This is a genomic window from Gammaproteobacteria bacterium, assembly GCA_016195665.1.
In the GTDB taxonomy this organism is placed as follows: domain Bacteria; phylum Pseudomonadota; class Gammaproteobacteria; order SURF-13; family SURF-13; genus JACPZD01.
The window spans coordinates 159827-185154 of the sequence record JACPZD010000024.1; the positions used below are offsets into that span (position 1 = coordinate 159827).

23 protein-coding genes are annotated in these 25328 nt (G+C 58.3%); 22 read left to right on the forward strand and 1 reads right to left on the reverse strand.

What is annotated here, in order from left to right; genetic code table 11:
• Positions 1–96: 96 nt before the first annotated feature.
• The 6 genes from nadD (at position 97) to HY028_07095 (ending at position 7732) form a co-directional block, all read left to right on the forward strand.
• Positions 97–759, forward strand: coding sequence for a nicotinate-nucleotide adenylyltransferase (nadD, locus tag HY028_07070; protein ID MBI3344598.1), 663 nt, complete (start codon positions 97–99; stop codon positions 757–759).
• Complete coding sequence (gene rsfS / locus HY028_07075; GenBank protein ID MBI3344599.1) at positions 741–1226, forward strand: ribosome silencing factor; 486 nt, start codon at positions 741–743, stop codon at positions 1224–1226. The genes nadD and rsfS overlap by 19 nt, the downstream gene beginning before the upstream one ends.
• A gap of 2 nt (positions 1227–1228) precedes the next feature.
• Positions 1229–1696 carry a 23S rRNA (pseudouridine(1915)-N(3))-methyltransferase RlmH gene (gene rlmH, locus HY028_07080; protein MBI3344600.1) on the forward strand — a complete coding sequence of 156 codons (468 nt, stop codon included), beginning with the start codon at positions 1229–1231 and terminating at the stop codon, positions 1694–1696.
• A gap of 13 nt (positions 1697–1709) precedes the next feature.
• Positions 1710–2285 (forward strand): septum formation inhibitor Maf, encoded by a 576-nt coding sequence (gene maf, locus HY028_07085; protein ID MBI3344601.1) that lies wholly within the window; start codon positions 1710–1712, stop codon positions 2283–2285.
• Positions 2286–3758 carry a ribonuclease G gene (gene rng / locus HY028_07090; GenBank protein ID MBI3344602.1) on the forward strand — a complete coding sequence of 491 codons (1473 nt, stop codon included), beginning with the start codon at positions 2286–2288 and terminating at the stop codon, positions 3756–3758. It begins immediately after the preceding gene.
• Between the two features lie 83 nt (positions 3759–3841).
• Positions 3842–7732: a TIGR02099 family protein gene (locus tag HY028_07095; GenBank protein MBI3344603.1), complete on the forward strand. Its 3891-nt coding sequence runs from the start codon at positions 3842–3844 to the stop codon at positions 7730–7732.
• A gap of 886 nt (positions 7733–8618) precedes the next feature.
• On the opposite strand, the gene HY028_07100 is transcribed toward HY028_07095, so the two are convergent.
• Positions 8619–9938 carry a DEAD/DEAH box helicase gene (locus HY028_07100; protein MBI3344604.1) on the reverse strand — a complete coding sequence of 440 codons (1320 nt, stop codon included), beginning with the start codon at positions 9936–9938 and terminating at the stop codon, positions 8619–8621.
• A 1049-nt stretch (positions 9939–10987) separates the two neighbouring features.
• Between HY028_07100 and HY028_07105 the strand changes: the two genes are divergently transcribed.
• The 16 genes from HY028_07105 to HY028_07180 all read left to right on the forward strand — a co-directional run bounded on the left by HY028_07105 (position 10988) and on the right by HY028_07180 (position 25212).
• On the forward strand, positions 10988–11335 hold the full coding sequence (locus tag HY028_07105) for a c-type cytochrome (protein MBI3344605.1): 348 nt from the start codon (positions 10988–10990) through the stop codon (positions 11333–11335).
• 131 nt (positions 11336–11466) lie between these two features.
• Positions 11467–13269 (forward strand): elongation factor 4, encoded by a 1803-nt coding sequence (gene lepA / locus HY028_07110; protein MBI3344606.1) that lies wholly within the window; start codon positions 11467–11469, stop codon positions 13267–13269.
• A 9-nt stretch (positions 13270–13278) separates the two neighbouring features.
• On the forward strand, positions 13279–14082 hold the full coding sequence (gene lepB, locus HY028_07115; GenBank protein ID MBI3344607.1) for a signal peptidase I: 804 nt from the start codon (positions 13279–13281) through the stop codon (positions 14080–14082).
• 37 nt (positions 14083–14119) lie between these two features.
• Entirely contained in the window at positions 14120–14497 is a 378-nt protein-coding gene (locus HY028_07120) for a DUF4845 domain-containing protein (GenBank protein MBI3344608.1), read from the forward strand.
• Positions 14494–15162 (forward strand): ribonuclease III, encoded by a 669-nt coding sequence (gene rnc / locus HY028_07125; GenBank protein ID MBI3344609.1) that lies wholly within the window; start codon positions 14494–14496, stop codon positions 15160–15162. The genes HY028_07120 and rnc overlap by 4 nt, the downstream gene beginning before the upstream one ends.
• A 2-nt stretch (positions 15163–15164) precedes the next feature.
• Positions 15165–16055: a GTPase Era gene (era, locus tag HY028_07130; GenBank protein ID MBI3344610.1), complete on the forward strand. Its 891-nt coding sequence runs from the start codon at positions 15165–15167 to the stop codon at positions 16053–16055.
• Between the two features lie 250 nt (positions 16056–16305).
• Positions 16306–17061, forward strand: coding sequence for a DNA repair protein RecO (recO, locus tag HY028_07135; GenBank protein ID MBI3344611.1), 756 nt, complete (start codon positions 16306–16308; stop codon positions 17059–17061).
• On the forward strand, positions 17055–17801 hold the full coding sequence (gene pdxJ, locus HY028_07140; protein ID MBI3344612.1) for a pyridoxine 5'-phosphate synthase: 747 nt from the start codon (positions 17055–17057) through the stop codon (positions 17799–17801). The genes recO and pdxJ overlap by 7 nt, the downstream gene beginning before the upstream one ends.
• Positions 17794–18183, forward strand: coding sequence for a holo-ACP synthase (locus HY028_07145; GenBank protein MBI3344613.1), 390 nt, complete (start codon positions 17794–17796; stop codon positions 18181–18183). The genes pdxJ and HY028_07145 overlap by 8 nt, the downstream gene beginning before the upstream one ends.
• A 42-nt stretch (positions 18184–18225) precedes the next feature.
• A complete protein-coding gene (gene cysM, locus HY028_07150) occupies positions 18226–19116 on the forward strand; it encodes a cysteine synthase CysM (GenBank protein ID MBI3344614.1) in 891 nt (296 codons plus the stop codon).
• Between the two features lie 48 nt (positions 19117–19164).
• Entirely contained in the window at positions 19165–21213 is a 2049-nt protein-coding gene (locus HY028_07155) for a hypothetical protein (protein MBI3344615.1), read from the forward strand.
• Between the two features lie 30 nt (positions 21214–21243).
• Complete coding sequence (locus tag HY028_07160; protein ID MBI3344616.1) at positions 21244–21891, forward strand: YdbL family protein; 648 nt, start codon at positions 21244–21246, stop codon at positions 21889–21891.
• Positions 21892–21943: 52 nt separating this feature from the next.
• Complete coding sequence (locus tag HY028_07165) at positions 21944–22714, forward strand: 3'-5' exonuclease (GenBank protein ID MBI3344617.1); 771 nt, start codon at positions 21944–21946, stop codon at positions 22712–22714.
• Positions 22715–22761: 47 nt separating this feature from the next.
• Positions 22762–24105 (forward strand): 23S rRNA (uracil(1939)-C(5))-methyltransferase RlmD, encoded by a 1344-nt coding sequence (gene rlmD / locus HY028_07170; GenBank protein ID MBI3344618.1) that lies wholly within the window; start codon positions 22762–22764, stop codon positions 24103–24105.
• A gap of 256 nt (positions 24106–24361) precedes the next feature.
• Positions 24362–24646: a hypothetical protein gene (locus tag HY028_07175; GenBank protein MBI3344619.1), complete on the forward strand. Its 285-nt coding sequence runs from the start codon at positions 24362–24364 to the stop codon at positions 24644–24646.
• A gap of 14 nt (positions 24647–24660) precedes the next feature.
• A complete protein-coding gene (locus HY028_07180; GenBank protein MBI3344620.1) occupies positions 24661–25212 on the forward strand; it encodes a hypothetical protein in 552 nt (183 codons plus the stop codon).
• Positions 25213–25328: the final 116 nt, after the last annotated feature.

Below are 25328 nucleotides of genomic sequence, written 5' to 3' on the forward strand. Positions count from 1 at the left end.
TACAAGATACAAGTTAACCCCGTATTTTCCGGAGGGGGATGGCAAGGTTGCCTCCATCTTGTATCTTGTATCTTGTATCTTGTATCTGCCTCTCAAATGATCGGCATTTTAGGCGGCAGCTTTGACCCCATCCATTTCGGCCACCTGCGCCTCGCCGTGGAAGTGTACCAGGCCCTGAAACTCAGCGAATTGCGCCTAATCCCCACCGGTCAACCGCCGCACCGCAGCCCGCCCATTGCAAGCGCCGGACAACGATTGAGCATGGTCAAGGCCGCCATCAAGGGCGTGCCTGGCCTGCGCGTGGATGACCGCGAGCTGCGGCGCAGCGGCCCTTCCTATACGGTGGACACGCTGCTGTCGCTGCGCGCCGAACTCGGCGCCATGCCGCTCTGTCTCATCGTGGGCATGGATGCGTTTTTGAAGCTCAACACCTGGCATCGCTGGCAAGAGCTTCCGGGGTTTGCCCACATCGTGGCCGCGCACCGCCCCGGTTGGACGGGCGAACCGGCGGATGAGATCAGACAGTTGCTCGCGGAGCGGCGGGTGGATGATCCAAAACGGCTCACAACATCCGGCGCCGGTTGTATTTTTCTCTGCCCCATCACCCAACTGGACATCTCCTCATCGCAGATCCGCCGGCTGACTGCGGAGAGCAACAGCGCGAGTTTTCTGTTGCCGGAGTCCGTGCTGAAAATCATCAAGGCCGAGAACCTGTATTCAACTGTTCACAAGGAGAACCGATGCGACTCGATCGCTTGAAGAAATTGGTGATAGACGCCCTGGAGGACCTCAAGGCGCAGGATATCAAAGTACTCGACGTGCGTGGCCTAAGCAATGTCACCGATCTCATGATCGTCGCGAGCGGAACCTCGGATCGCCAGGTCAAGGCCATCGCCTATCACGTCGTTGAAAAGGCAAAGAAAAAAGGTCTGCCGCCGCTCGGCGTGGAAGGCGAGCAGGCCGGCGAGTGGGCGCTGGTGGATCTCGGCGATGCGGTGGTGCATATCATGCTTCCCCAGACGCGCGATTTCTATAATTTGGAAAAACTCTGGGGTGATGCTGCAATAGAGGAAGGCGCTGGTTCCGTGAAAAAAGAAATCCCGAAAAAGAGCGCGAAATCCGCCGCCAAAAGCGGCGTGACTAAGCCCAAAAAATTCGCGTCTGCAAAAACCACAGGCAAGCGCCGGGCGCCTGCCGTCAAGCGGGCTCGCAGCACGGGAACCTGACGCTGCGCATTCATCTCATCGCGGTCGGCGAGCGTATGCCCGATTGGGTGAAATCGGGCTATGACGAATACGTCAAGCGGCTGCCGCGCGAGAGCCGCCTGCAACTTGTAGAGATCCCCGCAGGCAAGCGCGGCAAGGGCGCCAACCTGGCGCGGGCAATCCAGGATGAAGGCGAACGCATGCTCGCCGCTCTACCCAAAGAGGCCCATGTGATCGCCCTCGATATGCGCGGCAAACAGTGGGACACCCCGCAGCTCGCCCAACGGCTTAAAGATTGGCTGCAAGACGGCCGTGATGTCGCTTTGCTCACCGGCGGCCCGGATGGCTTGGCCGAAAGTTGTCTCAAGCGCGCGGATCATCTGTGGTCGCTTTCAAAGCTCACCCTGCCCCATCCGCTGGTGCGCATTGTGGTCGCCGAACAGTTGTATCGCGCATGGAGCTTGCTTACGGGTCACCCCTATCATCGCTGAACATGAGGTGTCCATGACGCCCCACATCTACCTCGCCTCCTCTTCGCCACGCCGGCAAGCATTGTTGGAGCAGATCGGTGTCCGCTATCATGTAGCAGAGATTTCCGTGGATGAGACCTGGGACGGGCGGGAGCCGCCGGAGGAGTATGTGCAACGGCTTTCCTTGCTTAAGGCGCGCGCGGCACGGCGGATTGTCGCGGACAAGGCGTTGCCTGTGCTGGCGGCCGATACGGCAGTGGTGCTGGACAGCCGAATCCTGGGCAAGCCCAAGGATCGTCGGGATGCGCTTAGCATGCTGGAGCGTCTCTCCGGGCGCCGCCATCACGTGTTGACGGCAGTGGCGCTGGTCAATGAACAGGAGGCGGTACGCATCAGTATCAGCACGGTCACCTTCGCGGCCACCACGCCCGCGCAACGGGCGGCCTATGCCGCCAGCGGCGAGGCGGATGACAAGGCCGGCGCCTATGCTATTCAAGGCCGCGCGGCGGCCTTTATTGAACGGATGGAAGGCAGTTATTCCGGCGTTGTGGGTCTACCTTTGTTTGAAACGGCGGAACTATTGCGCGATTGTGGTATCGAGGTGCTGTAAATGGGCATGGAAATATTAATTAACATCACCCCGCACGAGACCCGCGTGGCCGTGGTCGAGAACGGTGTATTGCAGGACGTGTTTATCGAGCGCGTCCACAAGCGCGGACTGGTGGGTAATATTTACAAAGGCCGGGTGGCCCGCGTGCTGCCCGGGATGCAGGCGGCGTTCGTGGAGATCGGCTTGGATCGCGCCGCATTTCTGCACGCCTCCGACATCCTGCTGGCCGCGAAGGGCGGCGAGGAGGGTAAAATCCGCACCCCGCCCGAAGGCATCAGTGAGCTGCTGACCGAAGGCCAGGAGATTCTGGTGCAGGTCGTCAAGGACCCGCTGGGCACGAAAGGCGCGCGGCTCACCATGCAGATCGCCATCCCCTCGCGCTACGTGGTGTTCGTCCCCTACACTCAGCACATCGGCGTCTCCCACCGGCTGGAGGATATGGCGGAGCGGCAGCGCCTCAAGGACATCGTGAACGCCTTTGTGCCGCAGGAGGGCGGCGGCGGTTACATCCTGCGCACCGCGGCCGAAGGCATCAGCGAGGAGGAACTGCGCGCCGACATGGATTTTCTGCACAAGCTGTGGCAGTCGGTCGAGGAGCGCGCGCGCAGCGAACCGCCGGAGACGCTGATATATGAGGACCTGCCGCTGGTGCTGCGCACCTTGCGCGACCTGGTGCGCGCCGAGATCGAAAAGCTGCGCATAGATTCACGCGAAACCTGCCAAAAGGTGATCACCTTCGCCGAAAAGTTCATGCCGGAGATGGTGTCTCGCATCGAACACTATCCCGGCGAGCGGCCGATCTTCGATCTCTACGGCGTCGAAGATGAAATACAAAAGGCCCTGGAACGCAGGGTGCCGCTCAAATCCGGCGGCTATCTGATTATAGATCAGACCGAGGCGATGACCACTGTTGACGTCAACACCGGCGCCTTTGTCGGCCATCGCAATCTCGAAGAGACCATTTTCAAAACCAACCTCGAGGCGACCTACGCCATCGCCCGGCAACTGCGGCTGCGCAATCTCGGCGGCATCATCATCATAGACCTGATTGACATGGAGGACCCTGAGCACAAACGTCAGGTGCTGCGCTCGCTCGAAAAATATCTGGAACGCGACCACACCCGAACCCATATCAGCGGCGTCTCCGCGCTCGGCCTTGTCGAGATGACGCGCAAGCGCACCCGCGAAAGTCTGGGGCACATCCTGTGCGAACCGTGTCCGGTGTGCAAGGGGCGAGGCTCGTTGAAGACCGCCGAAACGGTGTGTTACGAAATCTTCCGCGAGATCCTGCGCGAGGCGCGCCAATACGAAAGTCAGAAGCTTCTGGTATTGGCCTCGCAAGAGGTGGTGGACTTGATGCTCGATGAAGAATCCGCCAGCGTGGCGGAGCTTGAGGAATTTATCAAACGGCCGATCAGGTTTCAGGTGGAGTCGTTGTATACCCAAGAGCAGTATGACGTAGTACTGACCTAAAACCCTGCTCGGCCTGCTTGACTAGGTAAACTTCAAGGCCACTGCATAGTCTTACTCATAGCAAGGGTACCCCACAAAAAATCATGCGGCGTTTTCTTAAATATCTTCGGATCGGCTTCATCTCCACGGCGATTGTGCTAATCATCCTGGCCGCCGTGGCGGTTGGTGTGGTGCGTCTGCTGCTGCCGTTTGCAGGCCATTACCGCGCCGATATCGAGCAACGGGTCAGCGAGACCCTGGGCCAGCCCGTCAAGATCGGCGCGGTGGATGTAGAGTGGCAGGGACTGAATCCGCGCATGCGGCTCAGCGACGTGCGCCTGGTGAACGACACGGGTGAGCGCATCTTGTACCGCTTCGGCGAAATGGTACTGGAGGTGGATCTCCCTTATTACCTGCGCCACGGGCGCGTCAAGCCGGGCGGATTACGCGTCTCCAGCGTGATGCTCTCGCTGGTGAGGCGTAGCGACGGCAGTCTCTTGCTCGAAGGCATGAATGGCGAGGCGACAGGCTCGGGGGATGTGCTCGGCTGGTTCGTGCAACAAGGTCACCTGCGCGTGGACGACAGCGAACTCTACTGGACCGATCAGCGAACCCGAGGCAAGCGCCTGCATTTCACCGGTGTCAACCTCACTCTGAGCACTCAAGGCGCGCGCCATCAGTTGAGCGGCAAGCTGACGCTGGCTAGTGAAAATGGGATGACGCTCCCGAAAAAGCCGGATCAGCATCTCGACTTTGTCTTGGATTTCAGCGGAGCGGTAATGCAGCCCGCCGAGTGGGACGGTAAGTTTTATCTACGCGGACAGGCCATGGATCTGGCGCAGTGGTCGGAGTCGGTGAGTTCGACCGCGATCAGATTCAGCGAAGGGACGGGCGGCTTCCAGGTCTGGGGAGAGTGGGCGCGTGGACGCCTCGGACGGTTGGAGGGAGAATTCGGTTTTGACGGCGTGTCTTGGGCTGCTGCACCCGTCAAACTCACTCGCGCCAGCGGGCTGTTTGCGTGGCAACGTGAAGGCATGGGCTGGGCGCTGGGCATAGAGCGGCTGGTCATCAGGCGTGGCAATACCCCATCACCGGCCAGCCGTTTGACCGTGCATGCAACAACGCAGGCCGGCGCAACCACCGAACTGGATATCCGCGCCGACACCTTGCGGCTGGAGGAGGTCAACGCACTAGTATTAGCGGGTGGAGTGCTCCCGCCTGCGTTGCAGGAGGCCTTGAATTCACTGCAACCGCAAGGTGAGTTGCGTGATCTCCGAGTGCGCTTGCCGATACTCATGGACGGCGCTCGATTCGAGGATGCGCCGTTTTCGGTGCAAACCCAAGTCGTGGATCTCGCCACTCAAGCCTGGAATACCATTCCGGAAATTTCGGGACTGGATGCAATACTGCAGGGCGATCAGCATTCCGGCACTCTCGATCTCGACACACACCGTGTCTCATTTATAGCAGATAAATTATTACAAGCATCCATAGGACTCGACACCCTGTCGGGCCAAGTGAGCTGGCAACATATGGACGGCGCATGGCGGATCGGCGCCGAGGAGCTACGCTTCAACAATGCCGATCTCGACGCCAGACTGAATATGCACATGGAGTTTCCGGAGGATGGATCGTCGCCCTTTTTAGACGCGCGCGTGGCGCTGGAAAATTTTGATGTCGGGCAATTGTCGCGTTATCTCCCGGTAAAAGTGATGGCGCCAAAGGGCGTGCATTGGCTGGAGCAGTCCTTCCCCAGCGGCCGCGTGACCGGCGGCAGCGCCTTATTCTACGGACGGTTGAGCGATTTTCCCTTCGACGCCCATCAGGGCAATTTTGAAGTCAACCTCACCACGCGCGATCTGCTGTTGGCCTATCATCCGGACTGGCCCTGGCTGGGCGACACCGAGGCGGAGGTCGTTTTTCGCGGCCGCAGCCTGGAAGTGAATGCAGCGAGCGCCAGGATCTACAACTCAGAACTCATCAGAGCGCACGCCGAGATTGCCGATGTGACCGTGCACGAGCCGTTGCTCACTGTAAAAGCCAAGGCGAAAGGACCAGCATCCGACGTGGTGCGGCTGCTCAATGAAAGCCCGCTCAAAAAGGAATTCGGCCCTTATGTCAGCCGGCTCAGCGCTGGAGGACAGAGCGTACTGAGCCTTGATCTGGAAATCCCGCTCTCCCCCACGCCCAATCGCGTAAAGGGCACGCTGGAATTGAAGGACGGCAGCGTGCGGCTGCCTAAAGAACAGTTTGGACAAGCCATCGAGTTCACCCATATCACCGGAACCGTCGCGTTCATGGAAGGCCTGACCTTCGCCGGCAACGACCTTGCGGCGACCTTCAACGGTCAACCGGGACGGCTTAGCCTGCGCACCGAGCAGGGGACGCGGCGCACCGGCGCAAATGGGCCGACGCCCTTGACCGCCATTATTGAACTGCGCAGCCGCGCGGATATCGCAACACTCGTCAAGCAACTCAAGCTGGCCGCGCCCGACATCAAGGCCGAATGGTTCAACGGCCTGGAAGGTGAAACCGACTGGCTGGCGACCCTGCGGCTTTCGGATACGGCCAACGGCGCCGTGCAAGCCGATCTTGCGCTCGCCTCCAGCCTGCAAGGCGTGACGGTGCGCCTGCCCGCGCCGCTTGCCAAGGCCGCGAACGAAGAACTGCCGGTGCGCATCGCCACCGATCTCGCCAAGCAAGGCGACAAGCGGCTCACGCTGCGCTACGGTGATCGCATCAACGGTGTCTTCGAGTTGTCACAGCAAAACGGATGGGGTCTGAAACGCGGCGAGCTGAGCTTCGGCGGCGGTGAGGCGAGTCTGCCCGAACAGGGTCTGCGGCTGAGCGGCGAGCTGCCGCAGTTGTCATGGGCCGATTGGCAAGCCTATATCGCCACACCCGCCGCGGGCTCGCAACCCAATCCGCTGCTGCAACTTTTGAATCGCATAGACGTGCGCTTCGGCATATTGGAAGTATTCGATCAGCGCCTCAACGCCATCGCCCTACGCGCCGGGCAGGACGCGCAAGGATGGAACATCGCCCTCGACAGTGAGACCATCGCAGGGCGCGGCCGTTTCCTGCAAACCCCCGAGCAAAATCTGACGATGACCTTCGAGCGGCTGCACCTTGCCGCGCTCTCCAAGGAATCAAAACCGTCGGACTTCGACCCGCGTCACTGGCCGGCCCTGCATCTTACCAGCGAGAGCTTCAAATACGGCGATATTGACCTGGGCCGCACCACCCTCGACGCCGCCAAACAGACCGGCGGCCTGCGCATAGACCGGCTGCAACTGGAGTCCGGTCACCTCCGCTTCGACGCCAGGGGCGACTGGCTCGTAACCGGCGCAGGACAGACTTCCCGTATGGACGGCAAACTCGACACCGATGACCTCGGCAAGGCGCTCGCGCAACTGGGTTACGCCGAGACCGTAGAGGGCGGCAAGGCGCAGATGGAGATCGCCGCAAATTGGCCGGGCGGACCCGGCGACTACGCCCTCGCCAATCTCAACGGCACGCTCTCCCTCAAGGCCAGCAAGGGACGCTTTCTCGATATCGAACCCGGCGCGGGACGGATATTCGGCTTGCTCAGTTTACAAGCCCTGCCACGCCGCCTCACTCTTGACTTCACCGACCTGTTTGCCAAGGGTTTTGGATTCGACAAGATCGCCGGAACCTTCAGCCTCGAACAAGGCAACGTCTACACCAACAATCTCATCATGGAAGGCCCCTCCGCGGTGATCGCCGTCACCGGCAGAACCGGCCTCGACGCTAAGGATTATGATCAACTCGTCACCGTCATCCCCCAGATCGGAAGCAGTCTCCCCCTCGCCGCCGCCGTCGCCGGCGGCCCGGTCGCCGCGCTCGGAGTATTCCTCGCCGACAAACTCCTGCCCGGCATCGGCCAGATCGGACGCTATCAATACACCGTCAAAGGCCCGTGGGAGAAACCCGTCATTGAGCCGGTCAATAAGGCACCCGAAACCAAGCCCTAACAGCCTGCTGAAAAACGCGCTGAGGGGCGCATCGCGGCGTTGGAAGCGGGCTCAAAATGCTCATTGACTACGTGTCAACTCCGCTTTCTCGCTCGTTTCCGCCTTGCGCTGCATCCCCTGATCACGTTTTTGAGCAGACTGCTAATGTTCGAGAACATTTGGTTGGCGTATTTTTTCAGAGTTTGACACTTTTTTCTCGTGGAGCAAGCTTTCTTGGCTTTAACAATCGGAAATGACAGAATTAGACACCGTCTGGTGTCTAATTTTAGTCGGCTGACATATGCTGAAGAACGGTAACGACCCGAAAGATATACAACAACTCTTGCTTTCGCTCCTTCCGACGAGCGGAACTTTGGCAGGCCTTAGCCTGGCTCTCGTTAGTATCGTTAATCTCAAAGTAGCCAACTCAAAGGTCGAAACTCTGGCTGATGACATGTTTCTTTTTTCATCCTTGGGTTTCGTCGTTGCTTGCTACCTCATATTTTTCACTCTCAGACGCCTTCAGTCTAAGAAAGTGCGGTATTGGATCAACCTCATTGACATTGTGTTCCTATTCTCGCTCACGTTGTTGGTGATGGCGGGATTTGTAGTCGTATATGCCTTCGTATAAAGAATGTCAGCTAACATCCGCGTTGCGCCGGACGCGCCGTTTCCTGTGGCTCCGTGGCCGGCGCCGCTCACGCGCGGCGTTAGAGCCCGCTTGTTGGCGAACATTTATGACGGAACAGAAACCATTGGCCATCTATCCGGACATTCCTTGGTCCGTGGCTTAGAAACAGGATCGGTCTTGCAATGACACATCTAATACAGACCCTGTACGAATCCGGGACATAAAAAAAGCGGGGCTTGCGCCCCGCTTTCCGTGTTACCAAAATTAATCCGTGCTTCAGGCGCGAGAGCGGGCACTGCTCCGGCGGCTATCGGCGCGTCCGGAGGGACGGCTTTCGCCGCGACTCTTGTTGAAGCCCTGCTTAAACCCGCCCTTGAACCCTCCGCCCTTGCCTGCGGCGGCCTTTTGCCCTCGGCCTTTACCTTGGCGCGGAGCAGGCCGCGACGCCTTGGATTCCGGCACGCTGGGTTCGAGGCCGGGGACGACGTGCCGCTCCAGGCGGTTGCCCGTGAGCCGCTCAATGCCGGCGAGTTTACCCCAATCCTGAGGCCCCACCAGTGACGCGGCGATGCCGAAGGTCCCGGCGCGGCCGGTACGGCCGATGCGGTGAACGTAATCCTCGGCCACCATGGGCAGGTCGAAGTTAATGACGTGGCTGACGCCTTTGATGTCCAGGCCGCGTGCGGCGACATCGGTGGCGACCAGGACCTTGACGTTCCCCTGGCGCAGCCGTTGCACGGTGCGGTTGCGGGCGCCCTGCTGCATGTCGCCGTGCAAGGCGGCGCAGGCGTGGCCATCGGCTGTCAGGGACTTGGCCAGATCGTCGGCAGACCGCTTGGTCGCGGTGAAGACGATGGCCTGATTGAGATCCTTGGTGCACAGGATGTGGTCAAGCAGACGGCGCTTGTGACGCATGTCGTCAGCCTGATGCACGCGCTGCTCGATCTGGGCATGCTTCTCCTGTGCGCCTGCCACCTGTATGCGCACCGGGTCTTTCAATAGCTTACGTGCAAGGCCTAGAACTTTACCTTCCAGGGTCGCGGAAAACAGCAAGGTTTGCCGGTCAGCCGGGGTGGCCTTGCTGATGAGTTCGACGGGCTCGATAAAGCCCATATCGAGCATCCGGTCCGCTTCGTCCAGCACCAGCATCTCGACACGCGAGAAGTCCACGCGGCCGCGCTCCATGTGGTCAATCAGACGGCCGGGGGTCGCAACCATGATGTCCAGGTTCTCGCGCAGCAGCTTTTGCTGGGCAGGGTAGGGCGCGCCGCCGACGATGGCGCCGGTGCGTAACTGGACGAACTTGCCGTAACGTTTGACGGCGTCCAGTATCTGCGCGGCGAGTTCCCGGGTGGGCGTCAAGACCAGCATGCGGGGTCCGCGGCCCTGGCGTGGGGAGGCGGTGAGCAGGCGCTGCAAGGCAGGTAAAACGAAGGCGGCCGTCTTACCGGTGCCGGTCTGCGCCGAGGCCATCAGGTCGCGGCCTGACAGAACGACCGGAATAGCCTGGCTTTGAATATCTGTGGGAGTGGTGTAACCGCTCGCTTCGATGGCGCGTAACAGCTTTGAATCAAGATTTAATGTTTGAAATGACAAAATAGTATCCTCATCCGCAGTCCACGTGCGGATATAAAAAGTAAAAAAACCGGTGCTTAGCAGCAAAACGCGGCCCATCGAACCGATAGGGGTCGCTGTAGTGCGAACTGTTAGGGCGGGTACCGCAGTGGCTGGGGTTGACCGCCAGGTTCCTTATACGTCGCTATCAGGAAACCTGCGGTATAAAACCGGAGAGAGATCAGAGACGCGTATGCTCCATATATCAAACAACATATATAGAATGTACGCAGTATACACAAGTCCTGCCTAAAACGCCATAGCGCATAGTGGTGCGTGGTACGCACCGCCTATTGCAGGCCAAAGGCGTGGTTTTGATCCGGCTCCAATAATCTGCTAAACTTTACGTTGAGTCTAAATCTCAGGTGTACACAAATCTTTAACCCAACCTTAAGGAAGACAAAAAATGAGATACACAGCATTGATTGGCATCAGCTTGGCACTGGCCCTTAGCGCCTGTGGCAAACAAGAAGAAACGACTGTAACCCCTGCGCCAGCTCCCGCTGAGTCGGCTATGCCAGCCCCAGCACCGGCCGCTGCACCCGCTCCGGCGCCTGCTGCAGCCCCAGCCCCCACGCCTGCGCCAGCCCCGGCTGCTGAGCCTGCTCCGGCCCCAGCGCCTGCCGAACCCGCTCCCGCAGCCCCTGCCCCCGCTAAGTAATCGGCTGTAAAGAAGCTCCAGGGCTACCCTCGAGGGTAGCCCTGGCCTTTGCCATTGAGGCTAAACTCCGGCTTCCTTATGTTGTATAGTATGGGAAGCCCACTCGCTACCTATCCAAATACCGTTGGGCGCTAACCGAGTAGCAGGGAGTACAACGATGAAACAATCCATCTTAATGATGGCCGCCCTCACCCTACTGGTGAGCGCTTGCGGCAAGGAAGAGGCGGCACAGACGACGAGTGCCCCTGCGGCGCCCAAGGCGCCCGCCGCGACTACGACACCGGCGCCCGCCCCCGCCCCCGTCCCCGCCCCCGCATCTGCAGCTTCCCCCTCGCCGGCCGCGGACAAACCCGTTGCGCCTAAGCCTGCCATGTCTGCCCAAGCTCCAGCCGAAGAACCAGCCAAGCCGGCGCCCGCTGCGGCGAGTGCAGGCAAGGCGCCGAGCGTGGAAGAGGGCGCCGCCCTGGCCAAGAGCAGCGGTTGTTTCGCCTGTCACGATAAAGAGTTTAAGCGGCAGATCATCGGCCCGGCTTGGGGCGCCGTGGCGGAGAAATACCGGGGCAAGCCGGATGCCCGTGACATATTGGTAAAATGGGTGCACACCGGCGGCACGGGTCGTTGGGGGACGGCGGTGATGCCGCCCTATTCGCCCCGCGTGCCCGACAACGAGATCGAAAAGCTGGTGGATTTTATTCTGTCTCTGCCCAAGCCTTCTTGATTCGGCTTAAATCGCTCTATCCAGGCCAGCCCGCGGGCTGGCCTTTGTTTTTATGAAACATGGGTCGCTCCCGGCATCCAAAAACGTTGCGCTAGAGTATAATATTGAAACATGGATACTGAAGCGGCGCTGTGACTGATCTTACGCACATCCGCAATTTTTCTATCATCGCCCACATTGATCATGGTAAGTCTACGCTGGCCGACCGCTTCATCCAGATCTGCGGTGGTTTGAGTTCCCGTGAGATGTCCGAACAGGTGCTCGACTCCATGGATCTGGAGCGCGAACGCGGCATCACCATCAAGGCGCAGAGCGTGTCACTCCATTATCGTGTCAAGGACGGCGCCGACTATCTGCTGAATTTCATTGATACCCCAGGTCACGTAGACTTCTCTTATGAGGTCTCGCGCTCGCTGGCGGCCTGCGAAGGCGCCCTGCTGGTCGTGGACGCCGCCCAGGGAGTGGAGGCGCAGAGTGTAGCGAATTGTTATACCGCGATCGAACAGGGGCTGGAAGTATTGCCGGTGCTGAACAAGATTGACCTGCCCTCCGCCGAACCCGACCGGGTCATCAAAGAGATCGAGGAGATCATCGGCATAGAGGCCACCGACGCGCTGCGGGTGAGCGCGAAGACCGGCGCGGGCGTTGAGGAATTATTAGAGGAAATCATCGCGCGCATCCCGCCGCCCAAGGGCGACACCGGCGCGCCGCTGCAGGCGCTGATTATAGATTCCTGGTTCGACAATTTTGTCGGCGTGATCTCGCTCGTGCGCGTGATGCAAGGTGCGGTCGTCCCTAAGCAAAAGCTCATGGTGATGTCCACCGGCCGCAGTTATCAGGTCGAGAAGGTCGGTATCTTCACGCCGAAACGCACGGAAACAAACCAGCTCAGCGCCGGCGAGGTGGGTTACATCATCGCCGGTATCAAAGACATCAACGGCGCGCCGGTCGGCGACACGCTCACTAACCTGGAGCGGCCGGCCGCAACGCCGCTGCCCGGCTTCAAGGCCGTGCAGCCGCAGGTGTTCGCCGGGCTGTTCCCGATAGACGGTGAAGACTACGAGGCCTTCCGCGAGGCGCTCTCCAAGTTGCGCCTGAACGACGCGGCGCTGTATTACGAACCGGAGACCTCGCAGGCGCTGGGTTTCGGTTTCCGCTGCGGTTTTTTGGGCCTGTTGCACATGGACATCGTGCAGGAGCGCCTGGAGCGCGAATACAATTTGCACCTCATCAGCACCGCGCCGACGGTGATCTACGAAGTGTTGACTACCAAGGGCGAAGTGCTCAAAGTGGACAATCCCGCCAAGCTGCCGGAACCCAATTACATCGCCGAGACGCGCGAACCCATCATCGAGGCGCATATCTTGACGCCGCAGCAATATCTCGGCAATGTGATCAGCTTGTGCGAGGAGAAGCGCGGGGCGCAAAAGAATATGCAGTACCTCGGCAATCAGGTGGCGCTCACCTACGAACTGCCGATGAACGAGGTGGTGATGGATTTTTTTGACCGGCTCAAATCCGTCAGCCGCGGTTACGCCTCGCTCGATTATAAATTCGCGCGCTTCCAGGCCTCTAACCTGGTGAAGCTCGATATCCTCATCAACGGCGAGAAGGTGGACGCCCTGTCGCTGATTGTGCACCGCGATCAGTCCGCTCACCGTGGCCGCGAGTTGACCGACAAGATGAAGGAGATCATCCCGCGGCAGATGTTCGACGTGGCGATCCAAGCGGCGATCGGTTCGCAGGTCATCGCGCGCCAGACGGTCAAGGCGTTGCGTAAAAATGTAATCGCAAAGTGTTACGGCGGCGACATCTCGCGCAAACGAAAACTGCTCGAAAAACAAAAGGCGGGAAAAAAACGGATGAAGCAAGTCGGCTCCGTGGAGATCCCGCAAGAGGCGTTTATGGCGGTATTACAGGTAGGGAAAAAATAGGAACGGCTGATGAATCTCGATTTTCCAACAATTTTGGTGCTGGCGACGGCGGTGACGGGAGCGATCTGGCTGGCGGACAGCCTGATCTGGGCGCCGCGCAGGCGTTTGGCGGCTGCGGGCGGCGCGACTCGGGATACCCAGGCGCTCAAGGAACCCTTGATCGTCGAGTATGCGCGCTCGTTTTTCCCGGTGATACTCGCGGTGCTGGTGCTGCGCTCCTTTGTGGCGGAGCCGTTTCGCATCCCCTCCAACTCGATGATGCCCACCTTGCTCACGGGCGACTTTATTCTGGTCAATAAATTCAGTTATGGCCTGCGCCTGCCGGTGCTCAATCAAAAGATCATCGCCCTGGGTGAGCCCAAACGCGGCGATGTGGTGGTGTTTCGCTATCCCAACAATCCCACGATAGACTACATCAAGCGGGTGGTGGGCGTGCCGGGCGACAAGATTACCTACACCGATAGAAGACTGTACATCAACGGCAAGCCGATGACGCAACAACCGGCAGGCGAGTATACCGGCGTGGGCGCGGGGGCGGGTATGACGGGCGCAAGCCTGCTCAGGGAAAATCTCGATGGTGTGGAACACGCTATTTTGACACGCCCCGGACAACTCACCGCCGAAGGTGAGTTCAGCGTGCCGCCGGGAGAATATTTTGTGATGGGCGATAACCGCGACAACAGTAACGACAGCCGTTATTGGGGGACGGTCCCGGAGGCCAATCTGGTCGGCAAGGCGTTTATGATCTGGATGAACTGGGATGTGTCCAACGGCGGCATCGCATGGGGACGCATTGGCTCGACGATACACTGATACGACGATTCTTAACAACCATGTGAGCAGAGGTGCTATGAACAAGAATCACGCACGGCAGCAAGGCATGACGTTTATAGGGGTGGTGATCGTACTGGGCCTGATCGCCTTTTTCGTGTTGGTTGCTCTCAAGCTGGTCCCGCTTTATCTGGAGAATTTCAAGATTGTCTCCAGCCTGCAATCACTCAAAAGCGATCCTGATCTGGCCGGCAAGTCTGCGCCTGAAATCATGACGCTGCTCAACAGGCGTCTTGACATCAACGAGGTGCGGCGTCTTACCCCCAAGGATATCGAGATCAAGGCGGGTTCCGGCCGGGCCGTGGTGCGGATCAAATACGAGGCGCGCGAATCGTTCATCGGCAATGTTGACATCGTGGCCAAGTTTGACGACAGCGTGGAGCTGACCGGCCGTTGAGCGGCGCTGCCGGTAAGTTAAAGCTCGGCTACCGTTTCACCGATGGTAGACTGCTCGAAGCTGCTTTGACCCACCGCAGCGCAGGCAGTATCAACTATGAACGGCTGGAGTTTCTGGGTGACGCGATCTTGAACTTCATCATCGCCGAAGAGATTTATCAGCGCTTTCCGCAGGCGCACGAAGGCGAGTTGAGCCGGCTGCGCGCGAGCCTCGTCAAGGAGGAAACGCTGGCGCAACTCGCGCGGCACTTGGAACTGGGCCAGCATCTCATCCTCGGTCAGGGCGAGCAGAAGAGCGGCGGCCACCGCCGCGCCTCCACGTTGGCCGATGCGCTCGAGGCCCTGATCGGCGCGGTATATCTGGACGGAGGATTCGCCGCGTGCCGTGAAATGATTGTGTCACTGTATCGTGAACGCCTCGATGCCGCCTCGCCCAGCACGGATCTGAAGGACCCTAAGACCCGTCTCCAGGAATATCTACAGTCGCGCAGATTGCCGCCGCCGCTCTATAATGTGCTGGAAATCTCCGGCGAGGCGCACGCACAAACTTTTCGAATGGAATGCGTCGTGCAGGGCCGCGAGTCCACACAAGGCACCGGCAGCAGCCGGCGGCGCGCCGAGCAGGACGCCGCGGAAAAGATGCTTGAATTACTGGAAGTGAAGTAACGATGCTGGCGCATTGCGGCCATGTCGCCATCGTAGGGCGGCCCAATGTGGGGAAGTCCACGTTGCTCAACCACATACTCGGCCAGAAGATCAGTATCACCTCGCGCCGCCCGCAGACCACGCGCCATGCCATTCTGGGCATCAAAACCGAACACGGCACGCAGGTGGTCTACGTGGATACGCCGGGCCTGCACCGGGGTGGCAAGCGCGCCATGAACCGTTACATGAATCGCGCCGCCAAAGGCGCCCTCAGTGACGTGGACGTAGTGGTGTTTCTGGTGGAGGCCATGCGTTGGACGGCGGAGGATGAACACGTCTGCGAGATACTCAAGACCGTCCGTGTCCCGGTGATCTTGGCGGTCAATAAGGTGGACAAGATCAGCGACAAGACGGCCCTGTTGCCTTTTTTACAAACGCTTTCCGGTAAAATGGATTTCGCCCACATCATCCCGCTCGCCGCCCGCAGCGGCCACAGCGTGGCAATATTGGAGGAGAAGGTGCGGAGCCTGTTGCCGCCGGGGGAGGCCTTTTATCCTGAAGATCAGGTGACCGACCGCAGCGAACGTTTCCTTGCCGCCGAACTCATACGCGAAAAATTGATGCAGAGTCTGGGGCAGGAACTGCCCTATGCGGCCACGGTGCAGATCGAGAAATTTTCCCGCCAGGATGCCGTGCTGCATATTGACGCCATCATCTGGGTAGAGCGCAGCGGGCAAAAGGCCATCGTGATCGGCGAGGGGGGGAAGCGTCTCAAGGAGATCGGCCGGCAGGCGCGTCTCGATATGGAGCGGCAGTTTGAAGGTAAAGTATTTTTGCAGATGTGGGTAAAGGTCAAGGAAGACTGGTCAGACAATGAGCGGGCCTTGGTGGATTTTGGTTATGAGCCGAGGTAAAACACTTTACCTAAAACACTTTACCGCAGAGGACGCGGAGGAAATACTATTGAGACTTACAAAAATAGTTGACAACTATTTTGTCATTCCCGCGAAGGCGGGGATCCAACACACTGCTACGCCACTGGATTCCCGCTTGTGCGGGAATGACAGTCCCTGCAGATGTAAGTATCAACCAATTAATGCAAGACTCAATAATAATTTTCTTCTCTCTGCGTCCTCTGCGGTAAATCATTTTTTTAATTAACCTATGAACACCGTCCGCATAAAACTTCAACCCGCCTACGTGCTGCACCAGCGGCCATACCGTGATACCAGCGCGCTCATCGAGGCCTTCACCGCCGACTATGGCCGCGTGGCATTGGTGGCAAAAGGGGTGCGCACGGCGAAGTCGCGTTTGGCGGGGATGCTGCAACCCTTTCAACCGCTGCTCATCTCCTGGAGCGGGCGCACCGAACTTGTCACGCTCACGGGTTGCGAGGCGGATGGGGCGAGGCTAGGGATCTCCGGCCGCCTCACCATGAGCGGATTTTACATGAATGAATTGCTGCTGCGGCTGTTACATCGGCATGATCCGCACCCCGCTCTGTTTCAGGACTATCTCACCACCCTCGCCGGTCTGGCGCAGGGTGAACGGGAGGAGCGCGCGCTGCGCATCTTCGAACTGCGGCTGCTCAAGGAGATCGGTTACGCCATGACGCTCGATCATTTAGCCGGGAGCGGCGAACCGGTGGAGGCGGACAAGGTCTACAGCTATCATATCGAGCGTGGTCTCACTCATTACAACGCCGGTGCACCCGAGGGTATTCAGGCGCTCGGAAGCAGTCTGCTATCGCTGAAAGACGAGGCGCTGCACGATGCGCAAAGCCTGCGCGACAGCAAGCGTTTGATGCGTGCCGTGCTCAGCCGCTATCTCGGAGACAAGCCTCTGCAGAGCCGCGAGCTGTTTATGAATTTGCAGAAGTTGGGCACGGCCACACCCGCCGCTGAAATGCTCGAATGCTAAGTTCTGGAAACAGTATTCTCTTGGGCGTCAACATTGACCATGTCGCCACGCTGCGCCAGGCGCGCGGCACGCGTTACCCCGACCCTATCCAGGCGGCCATCGAGGCCGAACAGGCGGGGGCTGACGCGATCACCCTGCACCTGCGCGAGGATCGCCGTCATATTCAGAAACGCGATGTGGAGATGTTGAAGGATATTCTGCTCACCCGCATGAATCTGGAGATGGCGGTCACCGAGGAGATGCTTGAATTCGCCGAAACTATACGCCCGCAAGACTGCTGCCTTGTCCCCGAACGGCGTGAGGAGCTGACCACCGAGGGCGGGCTGGATGTGGCGGGGCAACGGTCTCGGATTACCGAGGCCTGCGCCCGGCTGCGCGCCGCCGGGGTGCGTGTGTCGTTATTTATTGACGCCGACCTTGCCCAGGTGGAGGCCGCTGCGCGCGCCGGTGCGCCGGTGATTGAAATCCACACCGGCCACTATGCCGACACCACCACCGCTGGGCAGCGCACGCACGAGTTGCAGCGCATCACCCGGGCCGTCATGCGCGGCAAGGAATTAGGTTTACAGGTCAACGCTGGACACGGCTTGAATTATCAAAACGTCGCCTCGATCGCCGCGCTCTGCGACGTGAGTGAATTGAATATCGGCCATGCCATCATTGGCCGCGCCTTGTTCAGCGGGCTGAGTGAGGCGGTGCGTGAGATGAAGCGATTGATGCGGGAGGCGCGCCATGGTTGACCGTATCTTCGGCATCGGCACCGACATCGTGCGCGTGGCGCGCATGCAGGCCGGTCTTGCGCGCTATGGTGAAAAATTCGCCCGGCGCATCCTCACGCCTAACGAATTGAACGAATTCTTGCAAAGCGACCGTCCCGCCCATTTTCTCGCCAGGCGCTTTGCCGCCAAGGAGGCCGCCGCCAAGGCGATGGGCACAGGCTTCAGCGGCGGTTTGACCCCCCGCCAGATCGGCGTCGGCCACGAAAAGGGCGGCAGGCCGGTGTTGGAGTATTACGGCAAGGCCAAGGCGCTTATTAAAAAACTGGGTATCAGCGCCGGCCATCTCAGCATCGCCGATGAAGAAGATCACGCCGTCGCCTATGTCACCTTATTGTGTAACTGAGTCTCCCCCTCTCCCTCCGGGAGAGGGCCGGGGTGAGGGTTTATGAACTTTCCCACCATTGAATCCTTTATCGGCAACACACCGCTGGTCAGGCTGCAACGCCTGCCCGGCGACACAGGCAACGTCCTGCTCGCAAAACTCGAAGGCAATAATCCGGCCGGATCGGTGAAGGACAGGCCCGCGATGAGCATGATCAAACACGCCGAGGCGCGCGGCGAGATCCGGCCCGGCGACACCCTGATCGAGGCGACCAGCGGCAACACCGGCATCGCCCTGGCGATGGCCGCCGCCATCCGCGGCTACCGTTTGATTCTCATTATGCCGGCGCACATGAGTGAAGAACGGCGCGCGGTGATGAAGGCGTTCGGCGCCGAGATCATCCTGGTGACGCGCGAACAAGGCATGGAAGGTGCGCGCGACCTGGCGCTCAAACTGCGCGAGGAAGGCAAGGGTATCTTGTTAAACCAGTTTGCCAATCCCGACAACCCGCGCGCCCACTACGAAGGCACCGGCCCGGAGATCTGGCGCGACACGCAAGGCCGGATCACCCATTTCGTAAGTTCAATGGGCACCACCGGCACCATCATGGGCTGCTCGCGCTTCTTCAAGGAAAAAAATCCCGCTATCCAGATCATTGGCGTGCAACCGACCAGCGGCTCACAGATCCCCGGCATCCGCCGCTGGCCCCCTGAATATTTACCAAAGATTTACGAGCCGGCCAGGGTGGACAGGATTATTGATGTGAGCCAGGCCGACGCAGAGCAGACCACCCGCACCCTCGCCGCGCGCGAGGGGATCTTCGCGGGCATCTCCTCCGGCGGCGCGCTGTGGGCGGCGTTGCAATTATCGCAAGAAGTCGGAAACGCCGTGATCGTCACCATCGTTTGCGATCGCGGCGACCGTTATTTGTCCACCGGTGTTTTTCCGGATTAAATTGAATTTTTCACCGCGGAGGACGCAGAGAAATATTGTAAGGGTATTATGAAAATACCGCCTTACGTCTTGGTATTGCTAACCGGTCTTGCCGCACTGCCTGCGCATGCCGTTGACACGCTGCACTTTTACGCTGCCTCTATCAGAGGATCCGGCTGGGAACTGCGCGACATCCATCTCGATGCAGATCTTCCCGGCGGCGGCGCGGATAAGCTGGCGCTGTCCATCTCCAAACTGCAATTTCCAAAGCCACTGCACGGCTTGCATGGTTTGAAATTAGAATGCCCTTTGGTGATGGCCGAAGACCGGTCTATAGACTGCAAAAACGGCTTGCTAAGCCTCAACAGTCCTATGCTCGACCGCAAGCAGGGCAAGGCAGACCTCGGTTATGATCGCCGGTCGGGAGAGATTCGTTTTGCATTGCAGGGATTTGGCCTGGCGAAGGGTAACGCGGGCTTGAGTGGGAGTTTCACGCCGAGGCAGGACTGGCGGGTCCAATTCCAGGGCGAGTCGCTGGACATAGCACGGCTCCCGCAGAGTCTGCACGATTTTTTTGAGTGGCCCAAAGAGTACACCGCCAAGGGCGGACTCAGCCTGACTGCGCAATTGGCGGGACGTGGGTCGCAGCTCGATAAACTCGAAACGACAGGCAAGTTCACTGCCTTAAATTTCACGGAAACCTCCGGGCAGCAGGCCGCTCAGGATCTGGCCTCCGATTTTATGCTCACACTCAAGCCCGGCGCCGACCGCTGGCAATTTCAGTCGCGTCTCGCTCCTCATCAAGGCCAGCTCTATGCCGCGCCGATGTTTGTGGAGTTTTCCGGTGACGAGGTGAAACTCGATGCCAACGGCGAATGGAGTAAAGAGCGCATCACCCTCAGCCGACTGATACTCGACCACCCGACAGTTGTCCAGGCCGAGGCGCAGGTGGCGCTGTCCCGTAATCCATTACGTTTACAGGCCGCGACACTCAAACTCAACACGCCCAGTGCCGGCCAATTTTATCAGCGCTATCTGCAGGCGATGTTGAGCGGCACGGCATTCGAGGCCCTGCAAGGGGACGGCGCCCTCGCTGCCACGTTGCAATACAATGGCCAAGGCCTTGAGTTTATCAAGGCCGATCTGAAAGATCTCAGCATCAAGGATCAGCAGGGACGTTACGAATTACACTCTCTCAACGGCTCACTAGCTTGGACGCGCAGCGATACACCTTTGCTATCCGATTTCCAATGGCAGGGCGGATCTATTTATAAGCTCACACTGGGTGCGGCGAGGGTGCGTGCGGAGTCCGTCAACGCCGGGTTTAGCCTGCCGGAAGGCGTGGGAATTCCACTGCTGGACGGTGTTCTAAAAATGGACAGCGCCAAGCTGGAAAATTTAGGCCGGCCCGACCAGCGCATCGAACTGGCCGGCGCACTCACGCCGGTATCCATGCCGGCCTTCACCCGCGCGATGGAGTGGCCCGACATGAACGGAAAACTCTCAGGCATCATTCCGGCGCTCAGTTATTCACAAGGCAAGCTGGAGGTAGGCGGGGCGCTGCTGATGAAGGTCTTCGACGGCGACGTGGTAGTGCGCAACCTGAGCCTGGCTGATCCTTTAGGCGCAACGCCGGTATTGACCGCCGATGTGGACATGGACAACCTGGATCTCGACATGCTCACCCAAACCTTTTCCTTCGGGCGCATCCAGGGGCGGCTCAACGGCACGGTGCATGATCTGCGCATGGAGAACTGGAACCCGGTCTCCTTCGACGCGCGCTTCGCTACCCCTGATGGCGACACCTCGCGGCATCGCATCAGCCAAAAGGCAGTGGATAGTCTCTCCAGCCTGGGCGGCGCGGGCGGCGTGTTGTCGCGCAGTTTTTTACGCTTCTTCGATGAATTTTCCTACGATCGCCTGGGTCTAACTTGCCGTCTACAACACGGCGTGTGCAAGATGGACGGCGTAGAACAGGCCAGCAAGGGTTATTACATCGTCAAGGGCGGCGGTATCCCCCGCATAGATGTGATAGGCTACGCAAAAGAGGTGGACTGGGATGTGTTTCTGGAGCGCCTCAAACAGGCTACACGCAGTGAAGGACCGGTGGTACAGTAATCTTACATCGTCACTGTTCGAGAGGAAATCATGACATCAACCCGCTTAGCAATATCCTTCGCTCTACCGCTAATGCTGCTCGCCTGCGTCACGGTGAATATCTATTTCCCCGCTGCCGCGGCGGAAAAGGCCGCGGATCGCATCATCGAGGATGTGCTGGGCAAGCAGGCCGAAGGCAAAAAGAAATCACCAGAGCAAATCCCTGCGCCAAAGACGCCTGAAAAACCATCCACGCAAGACAAAAGCTCGCAGTATCACGAGTCATCGCACAGTCTGCTTGCCGCGGACTTGTTGAACATTATCATTGCGCCTGCTCAAGCCGCCGAAGCCGACCTCAATATCGCCACGCCGGCGATTGACACCCTGCGCGCCTCGATGAAGGCGCGCAATGTTGCCTTGGCCCCCTACTACGACAGTGGCGTTATCGGCTTTAGTGCGAGCGGACTCGTGGCGGAGCGCGACCCGAGTGCGACGCCTCTCAAGGATCGCAACACCGTCAAGCGGCTCGTCGCTGAAGAAAATGCGGATCGTACCGCACTCTATCGAGAGATCGCCGCCGCCAACGGCCGTCCCGAATGGGAAGCGGACATTCGCAATACCTTTGCAAAACGCTGGGTGGAGAATGCCGCGCCAGGCTGGTGGTATCAAGACAGCAGCGGCGCCTGGAAGCAGAAATAACCGTAGGTGCGAATTCATTCGCACACGGTCGAATAAACTCGGCCCTACAGACATGAACGTCCTGGTCTTCGATATCGAAACCGTCCCGGATGTGGTGGGCGGACGCAGGCATTATAAGCTTGATGGATTGAGCGACAAAGAAGTCGCTGAGGTTATGTTCCACAGCCGCCGCCAGGAGACCGGTGGCTCTGATTTTCTGCGGCTGCACCTGCAGCGCATCGTCGCCATCTCCGCGGTGCTGCGCTCGCGCGAGCACCTTAAAGCCTGGTCGCTCGGCGAACCGGATTCGCCCGAACACGAGCTAATCAAACGTTTTTTCGACGGCATCGAAAAGTACACACCCACGCTGGTGTCGTGGAACGGCGGTGGCTTCGATCTGCCGGTGCTGCATTACCGCGCGCTGCTGCACGGCGTGGCCTGCCCGCGTTACTGGGACACCGGCGAAGAAGACAGCAGCTTCAAATGGAATAATTATCTAAGCCGCTTCCATGCCCGCCACACCGATTTGATGGACGTGCTTGCGGCCTATCAGCCGCGCGCCAGCGCGCCGCTCGATGAGATCGCGGCACTGCTCGGATTTCCCGGCAAGATGGGCATGAACGGTTCGCAGGTGTGGGACAGCTACCTCGCCGGAGAGATCACCGCCATCCGCAACTATTGCGAGACCGATGTGCTTAACACCTATCTCATCTATCTGCGCTTTGAGCTGATACGCGGACACTTAACAGCCGAAGGCTATGCAACAGAGTGTCAACTTGTACGCGATGTGCTGGTTAAGGAAAGCAAACCACACCTCAACGAATTTCTCGCCGCCTGGCGTTAACACCAAACATAACCGGCCGAATGAATTCGGCCCTACCTTATTTTCAAATGCCCCGCCGCTCCCGTAGCAATAAGCCTCTCTCGCAAGAGCCTGTCCTGGCACATATCGAGTCGCTATCGCATGATGGGCGCGGTGTGGCGCACATCAACGGCAAGGCCCTGTTCATCGAAGGCGCCTTGCCGGGCGAGCAGGTGTTGTTTACCTATATCAAGCAGCGTAAACGTTATGACGAAGCGAAGGTCGAGAAAATTATCAAACCGTCGCCCGATCGCGTCGAACCGCGTTGCGCGCATTTCAACGTCTGTGGCGGGTGCAGCTTGCAGCACCTCACTCCCGCAGCCCAAATCGCAGCCAAACAGCAGGTGTTGCTGGATAGCCTGAAACACATCGGCGGGATCGAGCCTGGCGTGGTGCTTGCGCCGCTCACCGGCCCCTCTTGGGGCTACCGGCGCAGGGCGCGCCTGGGTGTCAAGTTTGTCATCAAGAAGGACAAACTGCTGATCGGCTTCCGCGAGAAGCGCAGTTCGTTGCTTGCCGACATAGAGCGCTGCGAAGTGCTGCATCCTCCCGTGGGCGGATTACTTCCGGCGCTGTGCGAACTCATTGCCGGGCTGGAAGCCTACAACTGCATACCCCAGATCGAAGTGGCTGCGGGCGACGAAGCAACGGCCTTGGTGTTTCGCAATCTGGCGGAGTTGAGCAACACTGATTTGATCAAGCTGCAAGACTTCGGCAAACAGCAAAACATACAGATTCATCTGCAACCGGCGGGACCGGAGAGTGTGACGCTGATATGGCCGGAGACCGCCGCCCTGAGCTACCGCCTGCCTGAATTTAATCTGGAACTGTTCTTTTCCCCGGCTGATTTCGTGCAAATCAATGCCGATGTCAATCGCGCCATGATAAGCCGCGTGATCGAACTGCTCCAGCCGGGAGCGCATGAGCGCGTATTGGATTTATTCTGCGGACTCGGCAACTTCACCCTGCCTCTGGCGCGCCATGCCGCCCGTGTCACCGGCGTGGAGGGCGAGGCGAAACTGATTCAGCGCGCGCAGGACAACGCTCAACGCAACGGTATCCACAATGCGGAATTTTATGCCGCCGGCCTCAGTCAGGATTTGTCCGGGCAGCCGTGGGCCAAACAACGCTTTGATAAAATCCTGCTCGACCCGCCGCGCACCGGCGCATTGGAGATTATCAAACAACTCCCCGCGTTCGAGGCAAAGCGTATCGTCTATGTCTCCTGCAACCCCGCCACCCTGGCGCGCGATGCGCGCGCATTGACGGAAAACGGGTACACGTTAATGAGCGCGGGCGTGCTGGACATGTTTCCACACACCACGCATGTTGAATCCATTGCGTTGTTTGAGAAATGCGAAAATAGGGTTTAACGACACAGACAACTTAGTTCCTTCCCCCTTGCAGGGGGAAGGTTAGGATGGGGGTGAAAATTTTGCGGATGCCTCTTGCCATGAAACAAAATAAAGCGTTTAATCCAGACTGTATAAGCTTGCTCGGTGCGCAAAGGGCTCTGACTCCTTAAATTCGAGGAGTCTATTTCGTGTATCCTTAATCACTCGGGGTGCGCCTCAACTCGCGTGCCGTTAGGCTGGGGAATAACGATTATTCTTACCAATTGGAGTACATATGAAAAACATTTTTTTGCTCAGTTATTGTATACTAGCTGGTTGCGCCTCACAACTCGCAGTGAGAGATTGTGAAAATCTTGGCTATGTAAAAGGCAGCCAAGAGTTTATCGAATGTGCTGAACGCCAATTAGCCACACGCCGTGAAGCTATACTTGTGAAGCGTAAACAGGAAGCAGAGATTGCAATTGAGCGTGAAAAAGCTTCCCATGGTCTGTTTGGGCGCATTCCAGTATGCAATACAACTTCATCTGGTAATGGCGTTTACTCTCAGGACTGTGAGTAACATATTTTCAGAAAATGAACTGGTTGAAGCGGGGATTAAGAAGGTCTTTGTTATTAATAAGCCGTTTTCTGGTAGGTTGTCTATCGCACTTAGGTTTTGGCCCTGAGCCATTATATACGCCGGGAATTGTAATACCTGGAAAGACACATGAAGCACTATGGCACTATAGATTTATCAGGTACGGCTTACGCAAAGGGTGGTGGCTATGGTTCATATATTTGCTTAACAGCAGAGTTGAAGAAGGTATTAACAATCTTGAGAAAATATTTAGTTTACGCTGGTGGCTATTAGGCTTATTTAAATCATGGACTGATGCAGAAGAAGAACTTAACAAATCTTGTGACATTTATTGTGATTATGTGTTCTTCCCATCTCAAATGAATTTAGTTACCGAGGGTAAGAACCTCAAGCAGATCTCTGTTGAAAGAGAAATGTTACATAAATCTTTTCTGGATAAAATAAAAAATAATATTTTATCCATAGATTTTTTTGAGTCTGTGAATGAGCATAGAGCGTGTTTGCCTAACGATTCGCTGAGCACGGACGCTAATCTTCCCCCAAAATAGTTGACACCTCCCCCTAACGGAACGGAGGTGTTTTATGGGCAAATCAAGACCGCCAAAAGTGCATCGTTACAGCATGCAGTTCAAGGCAACCGCAGTACGTTTAAGCGAGCTTCCCG